The organism is Bradyrhizobium sp. B120 (genome assembly GCF_049075665.1).
Lineage (GTDB): Bacteria > Pseudomonadota > Alphaproteobacteria > Rhizobiales > Xanthobacteraceae > Bradyrhizobium.
This window is the reverse complement of record NZ_CP185242.1, coordinates 2006848-2028919: the sequence shown is the minus strand read 5'-3', so window position 1 is coordinate 2028919 and position 22072 is coordinate 2006848. Positions and strand designations below refer to the sequence as shown.

At 58.8% G+C, this 22072-nt stretch carries 16 protein-coding genes and 5 pseudogenes; 4 read left to right on the top strand and 17 right to left on the bottom strand.

The features are described from left to right. Positions 1–129: 129 nt before the first annotated feature. The 6 genes and pseudogenes from ACOIX3_RS09595 to ACOIX3_RS09570 all read right to left on the bottom strand — a co-directional run bounded on the left by ACOIX3_RS09595 (position 130) and on the right by ACOIX3_RS09570 (position 6111). Entirely contained in the window at positions 130–1140 is a 1011-nt protein-coding gene (locus tag ACOIX3_RS09595; RefSeq protein ID WP_420969507.1) for an NAD(P)-dependent oxidoreductase, read from the bottom strand. Positions 1141–1189: 49 nt separating this feature from the next. Further along, entirely contained in the window at positions 1190–1708 is a 519-nt protein-coding gene (locus tag ACOIX3_RS09590) for an NAD(P)-dependent oxidoreductase (RefSeq protein WP_420969506.1), read from the bottom strand. A gap of 26 nt (positions 1709–1734) precedes the next feature. Further along, positions 1735–2175, bottom strand: a pseudogene (locus ACOIX3_RS09585) (hypothetical protein); the annotation flags it as partial. A gap of 260 nt (positions 2176–2435) precedes the next feature. Further along, positions 2436–3200 (bottom strand): amino acid ABC transporter ATP-binding protein, encoded by a 765-nt coding sequence (locus tag ACOIX3_RS09580; protein WP_420969505.1) that lies wholly within the window; start codon positions 3198–3200, stop codon positions 2436–2438. A 23-nt stretch (positions 3201–3223) separates the two neighbouring features. Next, positions 3224–4096, bottom strand: a complete 873-nt coding sequence (locus tag ACOIX3_RS09575; protein ID WP_420969504.1) for an amino acid ABC transporter permease — start codon at positions 4094–4096, stop codon at positions 3224–3226. A 992-nt stretch (positions 4097–5088) separates the two neighbouring features. Further along, positions 5089–6111 carry an IS110 family transposase gene (locus ACOIX3_RS09570; protein ID WP_420969503.1) on the bottom strand — a complete coding sequence of 341 codons (1023 nt, stop codon included), beginning with the start codon at positions 6109–6111 and terminating at the stop codon, positions 5089–5091. Between the two features lie 128 nt (positions 6112–6239). Between ACOIX3_RS09570 and ACOIX3_RS09565 the strand changes: the two genes are divergently transcribed. Continuing rightward, positions 6240–7445, top strand: a complete 1206-nt coding sequence (locus ACOIX3_RS09565) for an IS110 family transposase (RefSeq protein ID WP_420969502.1) — start codon at positions 6240–6242, stop codon at positions 7443–7445. Positions 7446–7766: 321 nt separating this feature from the next. On the opposite strand, the pseudogene ACOIX3_RS09560 reads toward ACOIX3_RS09565, so the two are convergent. The 8 genes and pseudogenes from ACOIX3_RS09560 to ACOIX3_RS09525 form a co-directional block, all read right to left on the bottom strand. Continuing rightward, positions 7767–7850 (bottom strand): annotated as a pseudogene (locus ACOIX3_RS09560) (transposase domain-containing protein); the annotation flags it as partial. Positions 7851–9002: 1152 nt separating this feature from the next. After that, positions 9003–9545 carry a Glu/Leu/Phe/Val family dehydrogenase gene (locus ACOIX3_RS09555; protein WP_420969501.1) on the bottom strand — a complete coding sequence of 181 codons (543 nt, stop codon included), beginning with the start codon at positions 9543–9545 and terminating at the stop codon, positions 9003–9005. After that, entirely contained in the window at positions 9427–9774 is a 348-nt protein-coding gene (locus ACOIX3_RS09550) for a hypothetical protein (RefSeq protein ID WP_420969500.1), read from the bottom strand. Before ACOIX3_RS09550 ends, ACOIX3_RS09555 begins: the two co-directional genes overlap by 119 nt. Then, positions 9741–9866, bottom strand: a complete 126-nt coding sequence (locus ACOIX3_RS09545) for a hypothetical protein (protein ID WP_420969499.1) — start codon at positions 9864–9866, stop codon at positions 9741–9743. Before ACOIX3_RS09545 ends, ACOIX3_RS09550 begins: the two co-directional genes overlap by 34 nt. Then, positions 9859–10104, bottom strand: a pseudogene (locus tag ACOIX3_RS09540) (Glu/Leu/Phe/Val dehydrogenase dimerization domain-containing protein); the annotation flags it as partial. The pseudogene ACOIX3_RS09540 and the gene ACOIX3_RS09545, both read right to left, overlap by 8 nt. A 318-nt stretch (positions 10105–10422) precedes the next feature. After that, a complete protein-coding gene (locus ACOIX3_RS09535) occupies positions 10423–10698 on the bottom strand; it encodes a hypothetical protein (RefSeq protein ID WP_420971697.1) in 276 nt (91 codons plus the stop codon). A gap of 321 nt (positions 10699–11019) precedes the next feature. Then, positions 11020–11394 carry a cupin domain-containing protein gene (locus ACOIX3_RS09530; protein ID WP_420969498.1) on the bottom strand — a complete coding sequence of 125 codons (375 nt, stop codon included), beginning with the start codon at positions 11392–11394 and terminating at the stop codon, positions 11020–11022. A 26-nt stretch (positions 11395–11420) separates the two neighbouring features. Beyond that, positions 11421–12812, bottom strand: coding sequence for an NAD(P)/FAD-dependent oxidoreductase (locus ACOIX3_RS09525; protein ID WP_420969497.1), 1392 nt, complete (start codon positions 12810–12812; stop codon positions 11421–11423). A 139-nt stretch (positions 12813–12951) separates the two neighbouring features. Between ACOIX3_RS09525 and ACOIX3_RS09520 the strand changes: the two are divergent. Then, a pseudogene (locus tag ACOIX3_RS09520) lies at positions 12952–13174 on the top strand (winged helix-turn-helix transcriptional regulator); the annotation flags it as partial. Between the two features lie 842 nt (positions 13175–14016). Here ACOIX3_RS09520 and ACOIX3_RS09515 read toward each other — a convergent pair. Further along, positions 14017–15075, bottom strand: a complete 1059-nt coding sequence (locus tag ACOIX3_RS09515) for a ketopantoate reductase family protein (RefSeq protein WP_420969496.1) — start codon at positions 15073–15075, stop codon at positions 14017–14019. A gap of 882 nt (positions 15076–15957) precedes the next feature. Then, entirely contained in the window at positions 15958–16374 is a 417-nt protein-coding gene (locus ACOIX3_RS09510; protein WP_420969495.1) for a hypothetical protein, read from the bottom strand. A gap of 899 nt (positions 16375–17273) precedes the next feature. On the opposite strand from ACOIX3_RS09510, the gene ACOIX3_RS09505 reads away from it, so the two are divergent. Next, on the top strand, positions 17274–18812 hold the full coding sequence (locus ACOIX3_RS09505; protein WP_420969494.1) for a porin: 1539 nt from the start codon (positions 17274–17276) through the stop codon (positions 18810–18812). A 172-nt stretch (positions 18813–18984) separates the two neighbouring features. Continuing rightward, positions 18985–19965 (top strand): annotated as a pseudogene (locus tag ACOIX3_RS09500) (IS3 family transposase); the annotation flags it as partial. Between the two features lie 499 nt (positions 19966–20464). Here ACOIX3_RS09500 and ACOIX3_RS09495 read toward each other — a convergent pair. Further along, positions 20465–21427, bottom strand: a complete 963-nt coding sequence (locus tag ACOIX3_RS09495; protein WP_420969493.1) for a D-2-hydroxyacid dehydrogenase — start codon at positions 21425–21427, stop codon at positions 20465–20467. Between the last annotated feature and the right edge of the window lie 645 nt (positions 21428–22072).

Here is a 22072-nt window from a genome sequence, read left to right as displayed (position 1 = left end):
CGTCTTCAGTCGCGTACCAAAGGCATAGTACTTTCATCGGTCCCAACTCCTTTGCACAGATATACCGCCACGGCATCGGTTCTGGCCAATATCCGCTTCAACGTGCACGATGGGGACGACCTCGATCGCCTAGTAACCGCGTTCCAGATCGATCTCGCGCGTCATCCGCTTGCCTGCGACGAACTCCGCCAGATTTTCGATAGCCAATTGCAGATTCCGCTCAAGAACGTCATCGGCATCATGAGCTTCCATGAGCGAGCCGATCACATTGGGGAGCTTGTGGACTTCTAGGCGTGGCATGAAGCCGATCGGAAAGGCCCTCCCATACTCATACCGCCGCCAGACATCCGCCGCGTAGCCACGCAAGCGACCGGTGGTCAGAGCGTCGTACAGGGGTTGCTCCTGGACCAAGGCCGGCCGGGCGACATTCACGAGAAACGCAGAAGGCTTCATCGCTGCCAGTTCCTCTTCGCCGAAAAGATCGTAGGTCTCCTCGGTATTGGGGACTGCCAGGACGACGTAGTCGCACTGCGGCAGGACGGAACGCAATTCGTCGAGGCCGTGCATGGCATCCACACACTCCGCGGGTTGCTCCTTGTGGCGACGAACCCCGATGACACGCATTCCGAATCCCTTGGCCGCCTTAGCAATCAGTCCCCCAATGCTTCCGACACCGATGACGCCAACGGTGCGGCCGGAGAGCATGGCTGAACGATCTTCGCCCCAAAGTGGGAACAGCCATCGACCCTGCTGCAATGCCTGGTGCTTGACGATGGTGGCTTTCGCGAGGGCAAGCACGAACATCATCGCTTGCTCCGCGATCGCGGCTGCATTTGCGCCCCGGGCACTCGCCACCCTCGTTCCACGTTCCTTGAGGAGCCTCACGTCCAGCCCATCGCAGCCGGAGTGAATCCAGTTCAGCAGCTTGACCTTGTTGGCAGCTTCCAGCGTGCCGTTTGGCAGAGCCCAACCCATGATCACGTCTGCCTCGGCCAGGTGCGGCCGCAAGGTAGCGTAGGTACAGTCGAAGCGAGAAAGGTACTTGCCTTGCGGCACCACGATCTGAGCGTCGGCGGGCAACACCGCTTTGATCGCGTCGGTTTCCTCTTGCGTGGCATACCAAGTACAAACAACCTTCATTGCTTCAGTCTCCTTGACTTAAGACGGGCGGTGGATTGAAATGCAATTGCTAGTAACCTCGGTCGAGGTTGACTTCGCGCCGGACCGGGTTGCCCAGCACGAATTCGGAGACGCTTTCGCAGCCGAACTGCATGTGTCGTTCCAGCAGGTCGTCCGCGTTGCCGCCCTCGCCGAGCGAGCCAACGACGTTCGGCAGCCTGTGGACGTCCAGGCGCGACATGTAACCGATGGGGAAGGACTGCCCGAATTCATAGCGGGGCCAGACGTCCGCTGCGAAGCCGCGCAACCGGCCGGTCGTGAGCGCCTCGTGCAGCGGCTGTTCCTGCACGCACTTGCCGCGCGCGACGTTCACGAGAAAGGCTGTCGGTTTCATCGCAGCAAAATGAGCCTTGCCGAAGAACCGGATTGTCTCGGGTGTGTTGGGCGTGGCCACGACCACGTAGTCGCACGGCGGCAGGATCGAAATGAGTTCATCCACGCCGTACATGGCGTCCACATTGTCGACCGGCGTGCTCTTGTTGCGGCGTACGCCCAGCACGCGCATGCCAAAACCCTTGGCATGCCGCACGACGTTGCTGCCGATGCTTCCAAGGCCGATGATGCAGACCGGCCATCCAGCATGGAGGAACGGGTGTCGGGCGCGAACGTCGGGAAGGTGCGGCGCCCATCCAACAGGGCCTGGTGCTTGTCACGCATGTGCTTGGCCAGCGCGAGCATGAACATCGTCGCCTGCTCCGCCACCGCGATGACATTGGCCCCGCGCGTGTTTGCCACCCCGATGCCGCGTTGCAGCAGGTATGGGAGGTCGAGATCGTCGATGCCCGCGTGCAGCCAGCACAGGAACTTGAGGTTCTTTGCCGCCTTGATGACGCCGGCCGGAATCGAGAAGCCGATGAACACATCAGCCTCGCGCGCAAGTGGCTCGAGCACTTCGAACGGGGCATCGAATCGCGAGAAAAATTCTCCCCGTGGCACTAAGATTTCTGTGCCTCGGCACGGCGCTGCGCATGTAGGCCAGCTCGTCTTCCGTCGCATACCAGAGGCAAAGTACTTTCATCAATTCTATCTCCCTCGATTAGCATTCCGTTTACTTGACGCACAGCTCGCTCAACCAGGATAGCTAGAGCTACCTGAAAGGGTCTTGGTGGCCGTTACCTTGCTGCAGCTTGAGCGTATCAACAATGCCTTTGCGGCACGGACGTCGAAGGGCTGCGTCAACCGCGTTCTCATTCCCCTGTTGACACTAATCATACGATTGGATCTGGCTCGCTATGCGGAAAATTCGTTGCGACCGATCAATGCAGCACTGCTGAAATAAATTCCTTGGTGCGCACGTGGTTCGGACTCCCCAGAATCTGGGCAGGCGGGCCGCTTTCGACCACCTGCCCCTGGTCCATGAAGACCACACGGTTTGCCACTTCGCGTGCAAAACCAAGCTCGTGTGTCACCACGATCATCGTGATGCCTGTGCGCGCGACATCGCGCATCACAGCGAGGACTTCGCCGACGAGCTCCGGATCCAGCGCCGAGGTCGGTTCGTCGAATAGCATCAGCATTGGTTTCATCGCCAGCGCGCGGGCGATGGCCACGCGCTGCTGCTGGCCGCCGGAAAGCTCGATGGGGTATGCGTTACACTTGTGTCCCAGCCCCACGCGAGCGAGCAATTCGTGCGCCGCAGTGTCGGCTTGTTTGCGATCAGTCTTGAGCACCTGCACGGGCCCTTCGGTGATGTTTTCGAGGGCCGTCTTATGCGGAAACAGGTTGAAACGCTGGAACACCATGCCCGTCGACAGCCGCTGGCGCGCGATCTCGACCTCGGAAAGTTCGAGCAACTTGTTGCCCACCTGCCGGTAGCCCGCGAGCTCGCCGTTGATCCAGAGGGCTCCGCCGTCGATGGTTTCCAGCTGGTTGATGCAGCGCAAGAAGGTGCTCTTGCCCGAGCCTGAGGGACCGATTACGCACACCACCTCACCACGATCGATGTCAAGATCGACACCCTTGAGCGCTTCGAAATTGCCAAACGACTTGCGCACGCCGACGGCCTTGAAAATCGGTTTCATTTCTTTCCCCGCCTAGCACGATTTCAATTCCTTGCCGCGCCGCGCGCGTAGTACCGCTCGATGCGCACCTGGATCACCGAGAGCACCGACACGACGATCAGGTAATATATGGCCGCTACGATCAACAGTTCGATGACGTAGTTGTTCGCGAAGTAGATGTTCTCGGTCGCGTAAAGCATCTCCTGGTACTGAATCACACTGGCCAGCGACGTCGTCTTGACCATGCCGATCAGTTCGTTGCCCACCGGCGGCACGATCACGCGCATGGCTTGCGGCAGGATGATCCTGCGCAGCGCTTGCAGCCGCGGCATCCCGATAGCCGCGGCTGCTTCGTACTGACCCTGGTCGACCGACAGGAAGCCGGCACGGACCACCTCCGACGTGTATGCGCCTTGGTTGATTCCCAGCCCGAGCAGCGCTGCCACAAACGGCGTGATCACGTCTACCGTCTTGATCTCGAACAGTCCGGGAATTCCCAGCTTAGGAAACACCAGCGCGAGGTTGAACCACAGGAGCAGTTGCAGCAGAAGTGGCGTTCCACGGAAGAACAAGACGTACGCGCCGGCCGTCCAGTTCACCACCGGGTTGGTCGACATACGCATGATCGCGACGGTCACCCCGATGGCGATGCCCAGCGCCATCGCGAGCGCCGTCATCATCACCGTGTTGCCAAGCCCAAGCAGGATCGTCTGCGCGGTCAGAAACTTCCCGACGACGGGCCACGCGATCTGGCCGCGAGAAAACGCCACCCCAATCCAACCAAGCACCGCAAGGATCACCGCCGCACTGAAGTAGCGACCGATGTGCTTGCGGCGCACGTGCTCCAAATCAGAGATGGCGGTTCCCGACGGATCGCGTCCACCGGCTGCCGGTTGCCTGCCCAGAACCGTTGACATGGCCTTTGTCTCCTGATCCCATCGTAAGCCTCTGTGCAATCTCGAGTATGCACTTACGAAGAGCGAAGCCGATGAACGCATCGGCCTCAATGACTTAGCGCTCAAGCTCCGAGTGAGTGCACTCGAAGTGAGAAAAGTGCCCCCCTTTTGGGAACACAACTTCGGTATCCCGCGGCATCGCAATATCGCCGCGAACTGCGATAGAGCGCTTCGGTCCCGCGGCACGTCCCTCGATGTCGACATAGAGACCCGAGTTATGAAAGACTTTAATATCGACAGGCCGAACTGCTGTAGAATCGTGCGGATACGGTCCTGGGTTTTCCACTCCCCGTTCGACAGTTCGGGCTCCCGATGCATGGCATGGCGTAACGCAACTACAGCCTCGCGCTCAGCAAGCGATAAACGGCTCTCATTCATTTACTCTGTCCTTGCCCTTGGCCAGACTTCATCCGCATGACAACATACGTGCTTTCGAAAGCCGAAAATCATCCGATCGCCAGCCCAATTCAAATTTCCTAGGCGTCCCACCTCGGTTTGATGCAGGAGTTCGTCATTAGCTCCTCGGAATTTGCGTCCACAAGTTTCCACAATACCCCTTGCCTTACCGTCCAGACGAATTCTCGGCGATCAAGCCGAATGCGCTAAGCTGCGCAGGAAATTGCTCATTCAACGCAGGATTTCGGCGTTGATAGTGTCAAATTGGAGCCCTCGATGCGCGAATAAATTGGCCGTCATGATTTTCTCAAACGTAAGACCGTCGTCTAATAGCGGCATGCAAGCGCTTTTTTTGCACGGGGCGTTGTTTGCCGGGAGCATGGTCGTCTACGCGGTCGGCATAAGCCGCCGCATCATGGGGCTTCGCGGGATAGTCCTTCCAATGTATGTCACGCACGCTCCGGGCAACCTCGTGGTGCAACGGTCTTAACGGAATGGACCAGCCTACGTCCCGGCAGGGACGCCTCGTCACGCCATGGGCGCTTTCGAGTTCGTTGTCAGGCGGTAGCTGCCACCCTGTTGAAGAGCTCGCCGGAGCGTAGCATTGCATGCATGATGACGGCGAGCTTGCGGGCAACGGCAACAGCAGCGCGTTTGAAGCCGATCTTCTCGCGTAGTTTCATGCCCCAGCTGCGCAGATCGCCGTCTGTGTGGCTGCGGGTCAGGATTACCACCGCGGCTTCATAGAGGAGCGAGCGGACATGGATATCTCCGCGTCGGGAGATATGGCCGTCATAGTCGACCTCGCCCGACTGATAGCGCCGCGTGGTCAGCCCCAGCCAGGCGCCGACCGAGCGCGAATGTTTGAAATTCGCTGGATCCTCGACGGCGGTCAGGTAGGCGGTGGCGGTGATCGCACCGACGCCGGGGATCGACATCAACAGCTGGCATTGCTGGCTCCGGCGTGCCTCCGCGAGGAGCTGCCGGCCCAGTTCGGCCGCCTGGCTGCGTAGGCTTCGCCATGCCTCGAGCAAGGGCAGGATGATCCGGGCGAGAGCGGCATTGTCGGCGAGCAGGGAGCGAACATGCGCCTCGAATTTACCGCCGATGCCGCGTGGCACGATGAGCCCGAACGTCTTCATGAGCCCGCGGACTTGGTTCGCGACGTCGAGCGTCGCTCGCACGAGCTTCGTTCGAGCCGCGACCAAAGTCCGCGAGAGCATGCTGTCGAAACCCTTCACCCGCACTTCGCGGAAGAAGCCAACCTCCGCCAAATGCGCGAGCCCGTCGGCATCGTTGGCGTCGGTCTTGTTGGCTGCCATGTCGAGCGCGGCTTTCGCGTGGCGGGCGTCAATGCAGATCGCCGGCAGCCCTTCCGCAGTGAGGGCATGAAAGAACCAGACGGACAGCGGTCCGGTCTCGAACACCACTCGCTTGGCCGACGGGGCGTGTTTGCGGATCAGCGCTGCAACAACTTGTGGATCCGAGACGCACTTGCCGCGCCAGACACGCTCGCCGCCGCGCCGAATAGATACCGCCGTCTCTTTCAGAGAGACGTCGAGGCCGATATACTCTTCCATGGCTGTTCTCCATCAGATGCTTGGGCCCGGCTTCCGGTCGTGAGCCCGTACTTCCATCTTATCGGGGAACAGCCACCAGCATCCATCGTCTGAAGGCCTGGGGCATCGTTCCCGCGATTACCCTATGTATGTCCGCCTCTGCCGATGAGGTGGCTCGCCCTACACTGCGCGTCCGAGGGTTGCTCGGGCGGACCGAGCCGATCCTCATCACAGGAGGACGAGCCGTGGCAGATTATAGGGAAGCATTCGTCGGAATCGATGTGGCCAAGCTGAGAAACGCGATCGCGATTGCGGAGGCAGGCCGGGAGGGGGAAGTTCGCTTCTTCGGCGAGGTCGACGCTTCGGGAACAAACATGGGTCGCATCATCGCGCGGATCGCCAACCGGTTCGACCGCGTGCATTTCTGTTACGAGGCCGGGCCGACCGGCTATGGCCTCTATCGCCTGATCCGGTCGCTGGGTCATGAATGCACGGTGGTGGCGCCATCGCAAATTCCAAGGAAGCCAGGCGATCGGGTGAAGACGAACCGCCGGGACGCCGTTTCTCTCGCGCGGCTGCTACGCGCCGGCGAGCTGACAGCGGTATGGGTTCCCGATGAAGGCCACGAGGCGCTGCGGGATCTCGTTCGCGCGCGAGCGGCAGCGGTTGAGGCGCTGCGGGTCCACCGACAACAGGTGAGCGCCTTCATGCTCAAGCACGGCCGCACCTATCCTCGCAAGAAGGGTTGGACGATGCGCTATCTGCGCTGGCTACAGGAGCAGCAGTTTGACCATCCCGCTCACCAAATTGCGCTTCAAGAAATGGTCGAAGCGGTTCGCGTCGCCAGGGAACGGGTCGATCGGCTCGAATGCACAATCGAAGAGTTTGTCACGGCCTGGTCCTTGGAGCCGCTCGTGCGGGCGTTTCAAACGTTGCGAGGCGTCGATCTGATCGTCGCGGTGACGTTCGCGACCGAGGTTGGTGACATGAGCCGTTTTGAGAGCCCACGGCAACTCATGGGTTATCTCGGCCTGGTGCCAAGCGAACGATCTACGGGAGAGTCCGTCAGGCGTGGCGGCATCACCAAGGCCGGCAACGGGCGTGTTCGCCACATGTTGATCGAGAGCGCCTGGACATATCGACACCCGCCGAAGATCGGCAAGACAAAGCTATACCGGCTTGAGCACGCGTCGCCAGCAGTGCGAGAGATTGCCTGGAAGGCGCAGAGCCGCTTGACGTCCCGCTACCGGAAGCTGGCTGCGCGCGGCAAACGAGCGACGGTGGTTTGCGCTGCTATCGCCCGTGAACTGGTTGGGTTCATGTGGGCGGTCGCCAGGCAGGTGCAGGCAGCCTGATTAAATCCTCTTATCATTCGTGCATGGGCGGAGGCGGGACCACGGCAGAGGGAATGCCCGCCGATGCTTTGTGGCCGGCAAGAGCGCCGATGCCCGCAGTAAGATAGGAGCAGACCTCGGACGCACAATCGGGAATGCGGTAGCCAATCCGCGCATCAGAGCTTGATCACCGACGTCCTTCGGTTCCGCCTCCACCTATGCACGACCATCTCTATGAATCACCGATCGACGATCGGACGGTGCTCTGCGTTCTAGTCCTTGACAGCGGACATCAGAGCGTCGTTTTCAGGCCACGGCTTTGAGGGCTTGAGCGCGGTAGGCCTAGGGCAGTAGCTGGTCGATGTCGCGGTTTGGATGCCCGTTGACGATCCTGGTCAGGACGTCAGTGAGATAGGCGAGCGGATCGTCGCCGGGCAATCTCGGAAACGACCGCGCCTGGTACCAGCGTCTCCTCGACGATCCGGGCCTTGTCGTCCTTAGAACCAACGACGGCGTCCCGTCTCCGTGATCACTTCCAGCCGGCGCGCCGTCACGTCCGACTTAAGCGTATGGTCAAGCATAGACACAAGCCGATCCCTTCAAAAGAGATCGTGAAACTCGCCTATCCAGGTGCCGCGAGAAGGTGCGAACGGAACGACGCTTACTCTCAAACTCACATCCGCTCGGAATCCTCGACCTCGAACGCGGGCTGCCGCCAAGTGCGACACCAAGGCACATGCCTGGAGCGATGTTACATCCAGGCACGTTTGAGTTCTCGTTGGAACGTTAGCAGGAGGCTGGGCCGAGAATGCGGTTCGCGGAGACCCATCGTTGGAACCAGCTTTCATTTCTGCTGCGAAGCGCTGATCGCGCGAGGTGCTGTTGCGGTCCAGTTCCGCGTGCGGGTTTTCCGTCTCCGACATCATCGCGCGATAGCCGCATCGGTCGCTGTTCCGTGTACGTCAAGCCTACTGTTTCTACCGTTCCTGCTTCGGCAGGTGCACGAAACGGAAAAGATTGCTGTTCTGACATACGACTCGGCACACTACGGAGAATACGCACTGGGCATTGACAACCCAAAGGACCGGGCGAGGATTGTGATCGGAGGTATCGAACGCGAAAAATATTGGCGCGACGGATTGAAGCAACCACTACCGCCGACCGAAGTCACGGCGATTGACACGCATCGAAACGCTCCGGAAGTTGTATCCAGAAATTGCGTGGCTCGTGGCACCGTCGGCGATGATCGGAGAGGTGTCCGCGTCAGGACCAACATGGTCAGGAAACCGCGCAGCTGCGGAAAGATCCGGCTGAGGCTCGTAGGCCGCGAGCGTCTAACGATAGTCGCCAGCATAGCGATTGCAACGCAGATTTGGGTGCCCGTCCAGGCGGCGCCATTCCAAAAGAGCGGCACCATTTCAGCGAAAAGCTAAGGGCGGAAATTCCAGCAAGTTTCGGCGTTGAACAGACGCTGCATATCGGGCAGGCGGCGACGCGCAAGATCTGGTGAAATCGCGATTGCTCAAACGCTGGCGCGCTCATACGTCAAGGAGGAGCACGCACTGCGCTTCGAAGTCATCAAGGAAAGAGGCCGCTGGTTCGCTTAGCCGATTGTACCGCGCTTACGCCGATCGCCATGGCCGCCATACGATGCGAAATGCGATCGCGCCTCGCGCGAGCTCTCGTTTGCTGAAAGGAGCGTTCGAGAATTCGGCAGAGACGATCGAATACTTCAGCTTCCCCCCAAAATAGCCGCTGGAGATCCTGCACCCATTCGAAATAGCTAACGATGACCCCACCTGCATTGCAGAGAATATCAGGTAGCACAAAGATATCGTCTCCCCGTCGATGCAGGATAGCGTCAGCTTCGGGTGTTGTTGGACCATCGGCGCCCTCGGCGAGAATGCGACATTTGAGTTCTGAGGCATTTTCGCTCGTAATGACCCGCTCGATCGCAGCCGGTACAAAGACATCGCACTTTTTGACCAACAGCTCCGATGGTTCAATGAGGCTCTGAGTCAAGAACCCACCTAGTTGCCCGCATCTCAAAATGTGGCCCTTTAACTCGGCAATATCGAGACCCGACGGGATCGTAGTATGCGGCCGTGTGATCGCTGACACCGATGATTTTGACGCCTCTTTCGCCAAGGGAATATGCTGTCACTGACCCAACGTTGCCGAAGCCATGCTCAATCGCTGTCGCGCTGCCCGCACTGATCCCAAGGTGGTCAAGCGCGCGCCCGACGAGATAAGCCGCTCCGCGCCCAGTCGCCTCGCGGCGGCCAAGTGTACCTCCTGCAGATATCGGCTTTCCGGTCACGATCTCGTTGACCGTCTGCCCCTGATACATGGAATAAGTATCCATAAATCAGGCCATGACCTGCTCGTTAGTACCCATGTCGGGGCCATAACGTCGGTGTGTGGACCGACGAAAGGAATCATCTCCTGCATGTAGCGTCGGGATAGCGCCTCGAGTTCGCGTGGTGAACGCGTAAGGATCGACGGTTACGCCTCCTTTTGCTCCACCATATGGAAGTCCCGCCAGCGCACATTTCCAACTCATCCAAATGGCCAAGGCAGCGATCTCGCCAATATCCACCGATGGCGCGAACCGCGTTCCGCCCTTGGTTGGTCCAAGCGTAAGGCGATGTTGCACCCGGTAACCCTGGTAGACCTCCATTCGGCCATCGTCCCTGTGAATTGGGCATGACACTGCGATCGCGCGCTTCGGATAAAGCAGTCGGTCTCTGTCCATTTCCAGGATTTGCAGGTGATCGGCAACCTGCTCGAATTGCTGCTTGGCCATGTCGAAAACAGGACCGCTATAGATTGCTCTGTTCATAGGTCACATCATCCAACTTGATTTGAGTGTGAAGCAAACTGGAGGCGGTCGTGGGGGGACACTAACGACGAACGAGTTCAGAAGATGGCGCGCGGTGATGTCGTCCGATCCAAAGGTTAGTTCGTGGCGGCCGCGCCGATCGTAACGATCGGGCCGTTATCGACCGGCATTTCGCGCGAGACTACCTTCTGCACCTCGTTGACGAAAGTGGCGGCGAGAATGTCCTGATTGACGTGGAAACCGACGGTCCGGTCGAAGCCGTCCAGCAGCTTGTCCCCTCTTGTACAGTGCGCTCGCCGACCGGCTGCGCCCCTTGGCTGGCTGGAAGAACATGCGCACTTTGCCCGCGAAATTGGCGCGCAGCAGATGAAAGGCGAATGCGGTGGTGCCTTGCACGATCGAGCCGTGCCTGTCGTGACCGCAGGCGTGCATGACGCCGCCGACCTGCAAGCGATAGGGTAATCCTCGCGCGCCCCTTGGATCGGTAGTGCGTCGATGTCGCCGCGCACCGCGATCGACCGCTTCGGTCCGGAGGCGGTGCCTTCGATGTCGACATAGAGGCCGGTGTTGTCGAGGACGTTGGCGCCGTCGAGGCCGAAGCGCTGCAGTATGCCGCCGATCCGCTCCTGCGTCTTTCCATTCCGCGTTGGAGAGCTCAGGTTCGCGATGCATGACATGAAGCGTGTGATTGTGATATCGATCGTTGTCTCGGATGCCGGGAGGCAATACTCATAATGTCTGTTTGGGCAGCGATCACACGAGCTGGGTGTTTTTGGGAAGAATGACGTAGGCTTTCCGAACCGCCTCAATGATGTTCCATTCTCCATTCGTGTTCGGATGAAAATATATGGAGTCGCCGGCTTCGAGAACGATCGTCGGACTGCCATCGGGCGTAAACGTACAACGCCCTGAAAGAAAGGTGGAGAATTCCGCCTCGGCAACCTGACGGCGCCATCTTCCAGGCGAGCATTCCCACACGCCGACGCTGGTGGCGTCCGTCGAAGATTTGAAAGCGATCTTACTGCGCATGATGGAAACCGGCTCGCCGATCGGGCGAGAAACCGGGCTAATCGTATCGAGTTCGTCGGTAGGCAGGTTGACGGAAGCTTTGAGGACAACCGGAATCATGTCTCTTCCTATTCGTTTTGTTGATATCAGTTACGCCTCGAAGGCACATATCCGACGGGAGCAAGGTTCGCGATCGCAATAGTCAGAGGATCGGGGTGCCGGGCGCGGTCTTCCAGACCTTCTTTCCGGCGCAATGCTTCGCGCACGAGGATGGAGCCGACGTAACGGAAAGGTTCTACCGGGAACTTGTCTACCTCGTCACGGACCAATCCGCAGTTTGACCACTCGTTCACTTCATCAAGAGCAAGCGAGGCGAGTATCTTTCCACCCAGAACGGTCGGTCCGACGCCCTGACCGGAAAAGCCGATGCCGAATGATATGTTCGGGTGATTGTCCAGACGGCCGAAGAACGGCAGACCGTCCACGGACCTGTCGATCGGGCCGGTCCACGATGATTCGATGTCCATGCCATTGAGCATCGGATAAAGCTTGCGGAAGCCTTCCTCCACTTCGCCGGCTCTGAGTGATGGCCCTTCATAGTGATCGACTACCTGGCCGGCGAACGCGAAGTGCCCTAGCGATTTGCCGAAAACGATGCGGCCATCAGGCGTATTTCGGTAATAGTTCAGGAACATACGGGAATCGCATATTGCGACGCCTTTCACAAAACCGATTTCGTTCAGCTCGTCGGGCCTGGCCGTCGTCGCGATCATGTCGCTGGACACGATCGCCACCTTGCGCCGCAGATAGCGGAACTGGGCCGCCCAAGCATTCATGGCCAGAACGACCTTCTTGCTTGTAACCGAGCCTTTGCCCGTTATCACTTTTGGCGTTCTGGTCCGCTCCAGGCGGATCATGGGCGAATGCTCGTAGATCGTCACACCCAGCTTCTGGGCGTGACTTCGGAGACCGAGGGCAAGGATGGCCGGCTGGACCGTGGCGGCATCTGGCTCGAACACGCCAGCCAGGTTGCGGTCGGTGCCGCCCAAGCGCGCCACCTGCGCAGTGTCGAGGACTTCAAATGGCCGCACATTATACTTGGCCAGCTCACTGATCAGGATATTCCAGCAGCCAATTTGCGGCACGGAGGTCGCAGTCCACAGCCATCCATCCGCGCGGAACTCCGCGTCTATGCCATGCTCCCGGCAGAACGCGCCGATTTCCAGGACCGCTTCCGCGGAGCTTTTCGCAATCCGGTTAGCTTCATCGGTACCGCATAGCTTGTGCAGCGAAAGATATTTGGCCCAGTAGCTGGTGACGAATCCGCCATTGCGGCCGCTTGCGCCCGCCCCGCATAAGTCCCTCTCTACCACCGCGACTTTGAGCGAGGGCGAGCGTTCTTTGATCCGAATTGCTGTCCATAAGCCCAGGTAACCGCCGCCGACGATCGTAACGTCGGCCGTGGCATGCGTCGATAAGGATCGCACCTGGGGCTTTCCACCACGGTCGAACGCCTGCTTTACCCAGAAATTGTCCATCCCAGCCTGTTGAAAATTGCTTATATGTTCAAGATAGTGCCATCGCAAAAGCATTTGCGCCGCACTTTCCCGCCGTTCGGATGATTTCCTGCATCACACAGGCATTTTGCGGCGAATCCACCACAAGGCTGAGCCGATTATGCAATACGATCGAATAGACGCTCGAATCCTTGAGATCGGGCAAACGAATAGCCGTCTAACTTCCTAAGTCATCGGCGAACTGGTGGGGCTTTCTGCTACCGCGTGTCACCGACCGCTGAAGAGGCTTCATTCGGAAGGCATCATCGATGGGCGATGCCTCGATCGCTTCGCCGAAGACGGTAGGAAATCCTATTCAAATGCTTGTGCTGGTAACCTTGGAGTGGGTGTTTAACCACGGGGTCTGTGCTGCGCGTTTTTCTCATCGCTCACTCGCACATAATGCGCAAAACCCGCACTGTCGCTCTTCTATGCTGCGGTTGGCCGGTAGATTGTTTGGGAACGCCGCGGCGCCGCGCCTCCTGCCGCTCGCAACCAGCGAAGCTATTTGTGGGCGGCTTCCCAACGCGCTTTGAAGCGGTCGACGCATTCTTTGGAGCAAGGGCCGTACGCCAGCAACTCTGCCTCGGTACGCCAAAGCTCCGTTCAGCCGATGAGGACGACAGTCTTCATTTAGTACCACGCGATCCTAGAGGTTAGAAGATGGACCGCAGCGGTGATGTCCCACGCATACCCTAGCTCCTTGGTTGCCGAAGCCTTAGAAGCCGTGCCGAAGTTGTCCTGAGAATGCCAAAGTCGCAAGCAGCTCAATTCCTTTTTCGCAAATTTGCGAAGCAGGCGTGGGCCCTGGCATGCAGCATCGGTTCTCCTGGGATGGCAGCCGCGGGGCTACACATCAGCGTTCGGTGGCGGGCGTGTGGGAATTCAACAGATCGAGGATGTATCTGGCGGAGAGCTCCGTAGTTGGGACGATGAGGTCATCGGAAGCTCCGAATGTAGGGGTATGCGAATCGGTACCGGGCACGCGGCTTCCGAACCAGAAATCCTTCGCGTGCGCCATTCGATCGGACGCCGTCCATAGGTATTCGCTCTCTTATGAAGAAGAACTCGGCCGCCTTCCCTTTAGCGCGCACGTTCGGCCAATATTCCTGCCATGATGCAGGAATTCCTTGTGAAACTCTAGCGACGCGACGGCCTTGTTGCTCCGCAGTCCGAAATGTTCGGTTCAGACATCGAACAGGACCGCCGGCCGCGGCGACATTTCGCCCCGCTCTACGCGGCGTACGATGTCGATGATTTTCTGGTGCGTCGGCGCAGCGGAACCGAGCTCTTTGGCCTTGCGGACGATGAAACCGTTGATCTCGCCGATCTCGGTCCGCCGTCCCTTCTGAATGTCTTGCGCCATCGACGGCCGTTGCAGATTACTGCGCGCCTGCGAACTCGTTCCCTTCTGCATATGGGCTTCGACTGCCGACAGCGCTTTCGTGTCGCCTTCGGAGGCGGCCAGCAGCCGATCAGGCGCAAGACCTGCGATGTGCTCGAGATCGTATCCGAGCGCCTGTCCCACCCTCACGGCCTCCCCTCCGAGACGGATGACCACGCGGCGGATCAAGGGATGCGCATCCCGCTCGTTTCCGCCCATACCGGTCGCTGCACTCACGCCGTTGCGCATGCCGTTCACGCACAACTTCGACCAGCGCACGCCCCACAAGTTTGTGGTGGTCGCAGTTCCGTCGATTGATGCAAACGTGTCGCGCAGCTCCTGAATGCGAGTGGTCACGCGCCCGTGCACTTCGCCGACGAAGATCGATGCGGTGTCGAAGTCTCGCGGCATCGTCCTGCGAACGCAACCTGGCTCATAGAGATCCACGGCGAAATTATTCGCGACAATGCAGCCGACGGTGCGGCCCCACCCGACGACGCGAGCAATGATTTCCTCGTTGATAGAATTTTGCGCGGAGACCACGTAGCCCTGTTCGGAGAGGTAAGGCCGGATCAGAACCGTGCACCATTCAGTGTCGTAAGACTTGCTTGCGATGATCGCGATGTCGATGGACCGCTGCTTTGAAAGGCTCTGCACCTCGGTTAGGTGCATTGTCGGCAGAGCGACATTGCAGGTTTCCCCAGCCGTCATTCCCGACAGCTTGAGACCACGTGCCCGGATGGCCTCGACGTGCTCCGGCCAGGGATCGATAAGCGTGACGTCGTCCCCGACGCGCGCCAAGTGTCCCCCAAGGTAACAGCCGACGGCCCCCGCTCCAACGATAGCGATGCGTTTCTTCATGCGCTTGTTCCACTTCTCATTATGCGCTTATCCCACCTGCTCCGAAGCGACTTGGGCGCCGCTGCGCAACCCTTGAGAACTCGACGGCGTATCGGCGCCATGCGGACGCTGGCCGTGAAGGACGGCCGCGAACCCGCACGTGTGCGCTTCCTCTCCCGGACGGCGTGCGGTGACAAGCCGAACCGCCCTGGAGGGACCAGATGAAGAATCCATTCGACATTTCCCATCGGCAGCTGAGCCTCAATTCTCGATAGGTCGGGCACAGGGACAAAGTTCACCTTGATTCCCGTTTCTTCGGAGAAGGGGTTCAACGCATATTTGACTAAGATCTCTTGATAACTTCCACCATAACTGACAAGCGTCACTGAATCAGACTTGGCTTGCAGCACGCGAGGCCCTCATCACCATCAGCGCCGACGTATGCCCGCCATACCGGCTAACAAGGAGCGGCGTGTAATTTCGAAGTGATTTTTCTCATGTGTGTCTCCTCTCACGGTTGCAGCTTTCTATCGACGGATCATTCGTCCACCGAACGGTGACGTCGTAGGTGAAGATGGAAGGTGCTCTTACGCAAGGACGCCAAGGCCACACGCTACCATGCGGACCGTCCACGCGCCGGTTGACGCTGTCTGCTCGCGCACGACCAACGGATCCACACAGCCGCTCCGGCGGGCATGCCCACTCTAATGAGGTAGCGCCAAGAGATTGACATATTCCCTTCCCCTTGAGCCAGCCGCGCTGTTGATCCGCGCCTAACCGCCGCATGAATTCCGTGAGAGGTCGACTGTAACGCTTGCCGCTATACAATGAACACTCTCGCGGTTCGTCTCTGTTCGGCATTGCAGATCAGGTGCTGTGCAGCGAGCTCCACCCAACTAAGCTTTACGGAGGCTGTTGGCTGTTTTCCAGCGATTCCTCGCTTGAGATGCAGAGATGTGTTTTTTGTTGCGTCGATTCCGCCGAATTTCTGCGGTCACGGTGATTGGCGCCAACCGGGCACAAGATCCGATGTATCATTAGTGCTAAGAGCTTCACAGTTTTGCGCATGCGCGCCAGCGTTGTTATCTGTTCCGGCCTTTCAATCTGTTCCAGCTCATTGCTATGGCCGACGACCGCATTTGTGATCTCCCCTTTTTCCATCTGTTCCTCGAGGAAGAGCATCAACACAGCATCAAGGTCCAGCTCATGCTGCGTGGAGCACGATGCCAGCGCGAAGAGCAACGCGAACTCGGGGATCGGCGCACCGGCGAAAGGACTGCCGTCGCCCAGCAGCGCTTCTGCAGCACCCAGCAGAGACACAACTGCCTCCTCGGACTTGGATGGAACAACGCTGTGACCGCCTGCTTCGGCCGAGTAGACACTTCCAGCGTCGCGCCCATGATGATGCCCGCCGTGCCGGACGTCCCCACGAACAGCTCCATGAGGTTGAAACCCCGTATCGCTCTTTGCGCAGGGCGTTGCCGAAGCGCACGATCTGCCCGGGCGGATCGTTACAACACGGCTTCACCGGCCAACAAGTAGTTGGTGGGTCGGACCTACCAAACGCCGGTTCCGGCTGAGTCGACGGTCGGCGAAGCCTTCAAGGCCGCGCCACAAGCCGTTCAACCATAGTGACAACGGTCGATGCGGAATATGGCGCCGAACTCGTCAATTCAAAAGCGGGCGAGAATGTCGCGACAACTCAGCTCGAAACGTTAGATCGCCGAAGCTTCTGATCGCCTGCCTTCTGACGCGTAGGCCCTCGCTGTGTCGAGCAGTCCTAGCAGGTCAGTTGATGCGGCGTAGCCGTTTCGCTGGCGCAGCTTAACCTGTCGCACGTTTAGACCAACCACATGACGGGGTGCCCATTTTTGCACCCGGATAGGCTGCGTCAATTACATACTGAAGTGCAAAGCAACTTGCACGTTGAAGGCGAAATAGCTGTGCCACATAACCAAACAGGGAAAGTCTATCTTCGATCGCTCGTTGGTACTGACCGTACTAATATGAAGCACTTAGATCACTAATTTCCGGCCGTCAGCGGGCTTGTCCGTTTCGGACGAAGTTTGCCAACGAAATATGAAAATCATCTGTAAGCTTGATTTTGCGAGCAGCGGATGGTCCGCCTCGCGGTATTCCGTTTGCGGAAAGCCATTGGGGGCGAAGATGGTTTGTCGTTGGCTTAGCGGCTCGCCTACAAAGATTTTGGAGGAATGTCTATGGAAATGACGAGAAGCTTTTTGCTCGCGTCGGCCGCGGGTTTGATCGCGCTAGGCGGGGTGGCGCGGGCAGCTGATCTGCCTGTCAAGGCAAAACCCATCGAATACGTCAAGATATGCTCGCTGTATGGCGCGGGCTTCTATTACGTTCCGGGCACCGACACTTGCCTCAAGCTGAGTGGTTATACGCGTGCTTGGATGATAGTGAATAGCAATAGCATGGGTGTCAATCCGGATTTCGGACCGGGTGGTGCGGGGAATCGATTCTCTAACGGCTATACGTGGCGTGCCCGTGAACTCGTAGATATTGACACGCGCACCGCGACTGAATACGGCACGCTTCGTACCTTCGCCGAGGTTGTATTTAACTGGACGAGCGGCAGCTATAGTGGGCTAGGAAATGGCTCGACTGTCTACCAGTCCATCGGCGGCGTTTCGGCACCGCTCAACTCAAATCCTGGCGCCGTTGGTTATGGCACGGTGGGTGTCTGGTTTGCCTTTATCCAGTTCGCCGGCTTCACCATGGGCCAGGCAATCTCACAGTTTTCCACGCCCTGGGGCGATTATCCTGGCAACTACACAGAACTGCCTGGTAGCAGCGGTTATCAGCCTGTCAATCAATTCTCCTACACCGCTGACCTCGGGCAAGGGATCGCATTCTCGGTCTCGGCCCAGGATCAAGCCCCAAGTACTCAAGCCGGCGTCTGGAATGTGAACGCGGCCTCGGCAGCAGGTATCGCGACAGGTGTCTACGGTGGCAGCGACTACGCAGGTACGATCGCTCCAGATTTGATCGCGTCGTTGCGTGTGGACCAAGCGTGGGGCCTGTTCCAAGCATCAGTCGTCGCGCACGACAACCATGCCGCCTACTACGGCGCGACCGAAGTTACCGGGCATCCGGATGATAAGTGGGGCTGGGCTGGTCAACTTGCCCTATCCATCAAGAATCTGTCGACCGGCCCTGCTGACTCCATCAACATGTCGGGCGTGTATGCGAATGGTGCAAGCCGTTACGTCTTTAACCAGAATATGGTCGCCAACTTCGCGCGGTACGGCGGCACAAGCTTGGCGGGTGCTTACCAGAGCGTCGGAATTGCGGGGGTTTCTGATTCGGTGTTCGTTGCGGGCGCTGGTCAGGAATTGACCACAACGTATGGCTTCAACGGAGCCTTTAACCACAACTGGGATCCGCACTGGGCTAGCAGCCTCTTCGGTGGGCTAGGTGTTGTACGCTATAACAGCACAGCCAAGGGCTACATCTGCGGTGCGTTCGTTGCCAACCTCGCGCTCTCGAGCGGAGTGGCTGGCTGTAATCCCGACTTCGAATATGCAGTTGTCGGCACAAAAACGTCATGGACTCCTGTCAAGGGGCTGACCTTTTTGGCGGAACTCGATTACACTAGGATCCACCAAAATTTCGCGAGCGGAAGCACGGTGGTGCTGCCGGCCCAAGCTGGCATCGGAAAGCCGGCTGCCTTGTATGAGCTAAAAGACCAAAATAGCTTCGCGTTTCAGCTGATCGCTCAGCGCAACTTCTAAGTAACTAGCAAACGAAAGGAAGCGACCTCCAAGAAGGCCTCCCGCATGCCCGCCGGAGGCCTTTTGAGTCTGAGATCTGATATTTGCTTCGTTACTGACAGCGTAGCTGCTGACCTCCCTGAAATTCCCCCGGTTTAAGTTGGAGCTCTGCTCTCCTGTCAGGAGACGTACAATGTGTAAAGGCAGGTTTACGGAAGAGCAGATCATCAAGGTGCTGAAGGAGTACGCTGCCGGGATGTCGGCGAGCGATCTGTGCCGGAAGCACCGCATCAGCGATGCGACGTTTTACAAGGGCGATCGCTATGGCGGGATGAAGATATCGACGCCCGCAAGTTGAAGGCCCCGGAGGAAGAGAACCGCAAGCTCAGGAAGCTGTTGGCGGAGCCGATGCTGGACGCATCGACGCTGAAGGAGATGCTCGAAAAAACTTCTGACGCCCAGCTTGCGGAGACGTGCTGTGACCTGGGCGGCAATCAATAAGGCTATTCGCAGAGGCGAGCCTACAGGCTGGTCGGGCTGCACCGAAGACCTATCGCATGCCTCGATCCGCGCGGACGATGGCGTATTGCGGGGCCGGTTGAAGGAGTTGGCTTCGCAGCGACGCCGCTTCGCCTACCGGCACCTGGGGCGGCTCTTGGCTCGGCAAGGGGTCCATCACTCACAAGAAGCTGTACCGGCTCACAAAGAGGAGCGGCTGAGGTACGCAAGCGCGGCGGCCGTAAACGGGCACTTGGGCCAAGGCGCCGATAGCGATCCCGCAGTTCAGAAGCTGCGCTGGTCGCTCCTCTTCGTGATGAATACGCTCTCTAGCGGCCGGCGCTTCCGTATCCTTGACCATGGCCGACGACTTCACCCGGGAATGCCTGGGCCTCGTCGTGGACACGCTGCTGGCGCGCGATCTCGACTACCTCATTGAGGTGCGAGGCTGTCCACGCATGATTGTCAGCGACAACGGCACCGAGTTTACGTCGAACGCAATGCTGACTGGCAACGCGAGCTGGGAATCGAGTGGCACTACATCGCGCACCGCAAGCCGATGCAGAACGGGTTTGTCGAAGGCTTCAACGGTCGGCTGCGTGGCGAGTGTCTCAACGAGCACCTCTTCGCCAGCCTCAACAAAGCCAGCCAGATCATCGAAGAATGGAGGATCGACGTTGGTGGAAATCGCCATACCGAAGCAGTCGTGTTCCTCCGGTGTTGCAGGACACCATGCCACCTCCGCTTCGATTAGCGGAGAGGTCGATCGGAAACCAGAGCCCATTCGGGCTCCAGTCTGTCGTTCAATCCATGCAGGAGGACGCCGGCATCCACATCGACTGTGCGGTTGGCTACGTCGATGTCGCAGCGGTTATGCAGCCTATTGAGCGACAGGACGACTTGCGTCCCTCATACGGCGCGCTTGCCTCGACAACACCCGTGTTCGCCCGCTGCGGAACAAACTGCGCACCTGCTGCCGAGCAGTGTGCGACGACACGGGGCACCTCTTCCACTGAAGAGGGCCGCGCGACGCAAAGCGCCCGTCCATCCCATATCGGCCGCCTTGCACTTATCCGGCGGCCTCCTCGCCCGTTACGAAGTTCCCGACGATGGCTCGAAGTGATTCGAGCCAACTGGTCATCGAAGTCCATCTTCGATGCGCTTGCGCGATGCCATCAATAGCCGCGTGCGAGATCCACGACATTCGTCAGCGCCTGGCCTGTCAGGTAGCGTTCAATGTTGTCGGCAAAGATGGAGAACACCCGCTCCACATAATTTGCTGCACTTCCCGCAATATGAGGTGTTGCAATCACGTTGGGCATGCCCCACAGCGGGCTGTCCCGCGGAAGCGGCTCCCGCTCGAATACGTCGAGCATCGCACCGGCGATTGCGCCTGTCTGGAGGGCCTTGACCAGTTCGACCTCCACGACGACGCTACCCCGAGCGATGTTGATCAGAAAGGCATCGCGCCGCATGCGAGCGATTTCGGCTGCACCAATGAGACCCACTGTGTCCGCGGTCGTGGGCACGGCAAGAACCACAAAATCGCAAAGCGGCAACATATCCCCCAGGGCATCGGAAGCGAACAGTTGGTCGACCCCCTCGACCGGAACGGAAATATCCCGTTTCGAGCCGACCACCGTCATCCCCGCGCTCTTTGCGCGTCGTGCAATCGTCGCCCCGATGGAGCCCAGTCCGATGACGCCGAGCGTCTTCTCGGCTAACGGCACCACAAATCGCGGTTTCCATTTCCGTTCTGTCTGCTCGCGCAAAAGCCTGCGGAAATCCCAATGCAGCATCGTCACGCCAGCCAGCACAAAATCCGCGATGATGCCACCATGAATGCCTCGCGCATTGGTGACCGTGACGTGCCCTATCCTATCGCGGATCGGGAACAAGGAATCGACACCGGCGGCAGTACATTGGAACCAGCGTAGTTTCTTCGCCTGGTCGAACACCTCAACAGGGAAGCGATAGGCAATCAGCGCGTCCGCTTCCCCTATGTACCGCTCGAGCCGGTCGGTGTCCGGAGCCACGATCGCGCGGACCCGCGCGAAGCGCTCCCCTATAAGTCGCGCAAAGGATTCAGCGGCAGAATGGTTGAGGACAATAGTAAGAGCTGGGCTTTCACCGTCCATGATATCTCTCCGTAATTGACGAGCTTTGGGTGAACCTGACGCCGTTCGCGTTTATCGTGCGCCACATACTCATCGCGTGAGTGGGGTGGCGTTGCGTACTTCAGAGGGGGACCAGCACGTCTTAACGCTAAGTGCAATCCATCCACGCAAGCTACTCCGCCAGCATGCTTGCGTTGTTCGCAGCCTAAGAGACGACACACGCGTCGGCGATATCGGACATTGCTCCAGCCGAACGCTGAGGCCGAATGCGCGTTGCGATTGCATGTGAACTGTTGGGCACTTGATGCCCGTCATAGTCCCCTCGCCTTTGCCGAACCGCCTAAAAGTGGCGCGTGAAACAGGAGGTACGTTTGGCCTCTTGTGACTATAACCATATTTCAAGACTCGTTAATGCTATGGGCCGCGCGCTGAGGCTTAAATCCTGCATTCGGGCGCCCCTTTTCGACGCACTTGAGCGGCCCCACCTCGCCGACCAATTGGGGGCATGAAAATAGTCGCTGGTGTGCAAGAGAGCGATGCTGCACATGGAATTCAGTTACGTCGCGTCGCCCACGACCGCGAGCGATCGACGAAATCGGCAGTTTGCGGTATGGACTACTTGCGAGATCGGCAAAGCCAGCTCCATTGTATCGATACGGACACTGC

What these genes read in the sequence shown, in the direction of transcription:
- ACOIX3_RS09545 (WP_420969499.1), bottom strand. Translation starts at nt 9,866, where the DNA reads ATGATTCCTTTCGTCGGTCCACACACCGACGTTATGGCCCCGACATGG.
- ACOIX3_RS09525 (WP_420969497.1), bottom strand. Translation starts at nt 12,812, where the DNA reads ATGGACAATTTCTGGGTAAAGCAGGCGTTCGACCGTGGTGGAAAGCCC.
- ACOIX3_RS09550 (WP_420969500.1), bottom strand. Translation starts at nt 9,774, where the DNA reads ATGTATCAGGGGCAGACGGTCAACGAGATCGTGACCGGAAAGCCGATA.
- ACOIX3_RS09575 (WP_420969504.1), bottom strand. Translation starts at nt 4,096, where the DNA reads ATGTCAACGGTTCTGGGCAGGCAACCGGCAGCCGGTGGACGCGATCCG.
- ACOIX3_RS09565 (WP_420969502.1), top strand. Translation starts at nt 6,240, where the DNA reads ATGTCCGCCTCTGCCGATGAGGTGGCTCGCCCTACACTGCGCGTCCGA.
- ACOIX3_RS09535 (WP_420971697.1), bottom strand. Translation starts at nt 10,698, where the DNA reads ATGCACGCCTGCGGTCACGACAGGCACGGCTCGATCGTGCAAGGCACC.
- ACOIX3_RS09515 (WP_420969496.1), bottom strand. Translation starts at nt 15,075, where the DNA reads ATGAAGAAACGCATCGCTATCGTTGGAGCGGGGGCCGTCGGCTGTTAC.
- ACOIX3_RS09530 (WP_420969498.1), bottom strand. Translation starts at nt 11,394, where the DNA reads ATGATTCCGGTTGTCCTCAAAGCTTCCGTCAACCTGCCTACCGACGAA.
- ACOIX3_RS09570 (WP_420969503.1), bottom strand. Translation starts at nt 6,111, where the DNA reads ATGGAAGAGTATATCGGCCTCGACGTCTCTCTGAAAGAGACGGCGGTA.
- ACOIX3_RS09505 (WP_420969494.1), top strand. Translation starts at nt 17,274, where the DNA reads ATGGAAATGACGAGAAGCTTTTTGCTCGCGTCGGCCGCGGGTTTGATC.
- ACOIX3_RS09595 (WP_420969507.1), bottom strand. Translation starts at nt 1,140, where the DNA reads ATGAAGGTTGTTTGTACTTGGTATGCCACGCAAGAGGAAACCGACGCG.
- ACOIX3_RS09495 (WP_420969493.1), bottom strand. Translation starts at nt 21,427, where the DNA reads ATGGACGGTGAAAGCCCAGCTCTTACTATTGTCCTCAACCATTCTGCC.
- ACOIX3_RS09580 (WP_420969505.1), bottom strand. Translation starts at nt 3,200, where the DNA reads ATGAAACCGATTTTCAAGGCCGTCGGCGTGCGCAAGTCGTTTGGCAAT.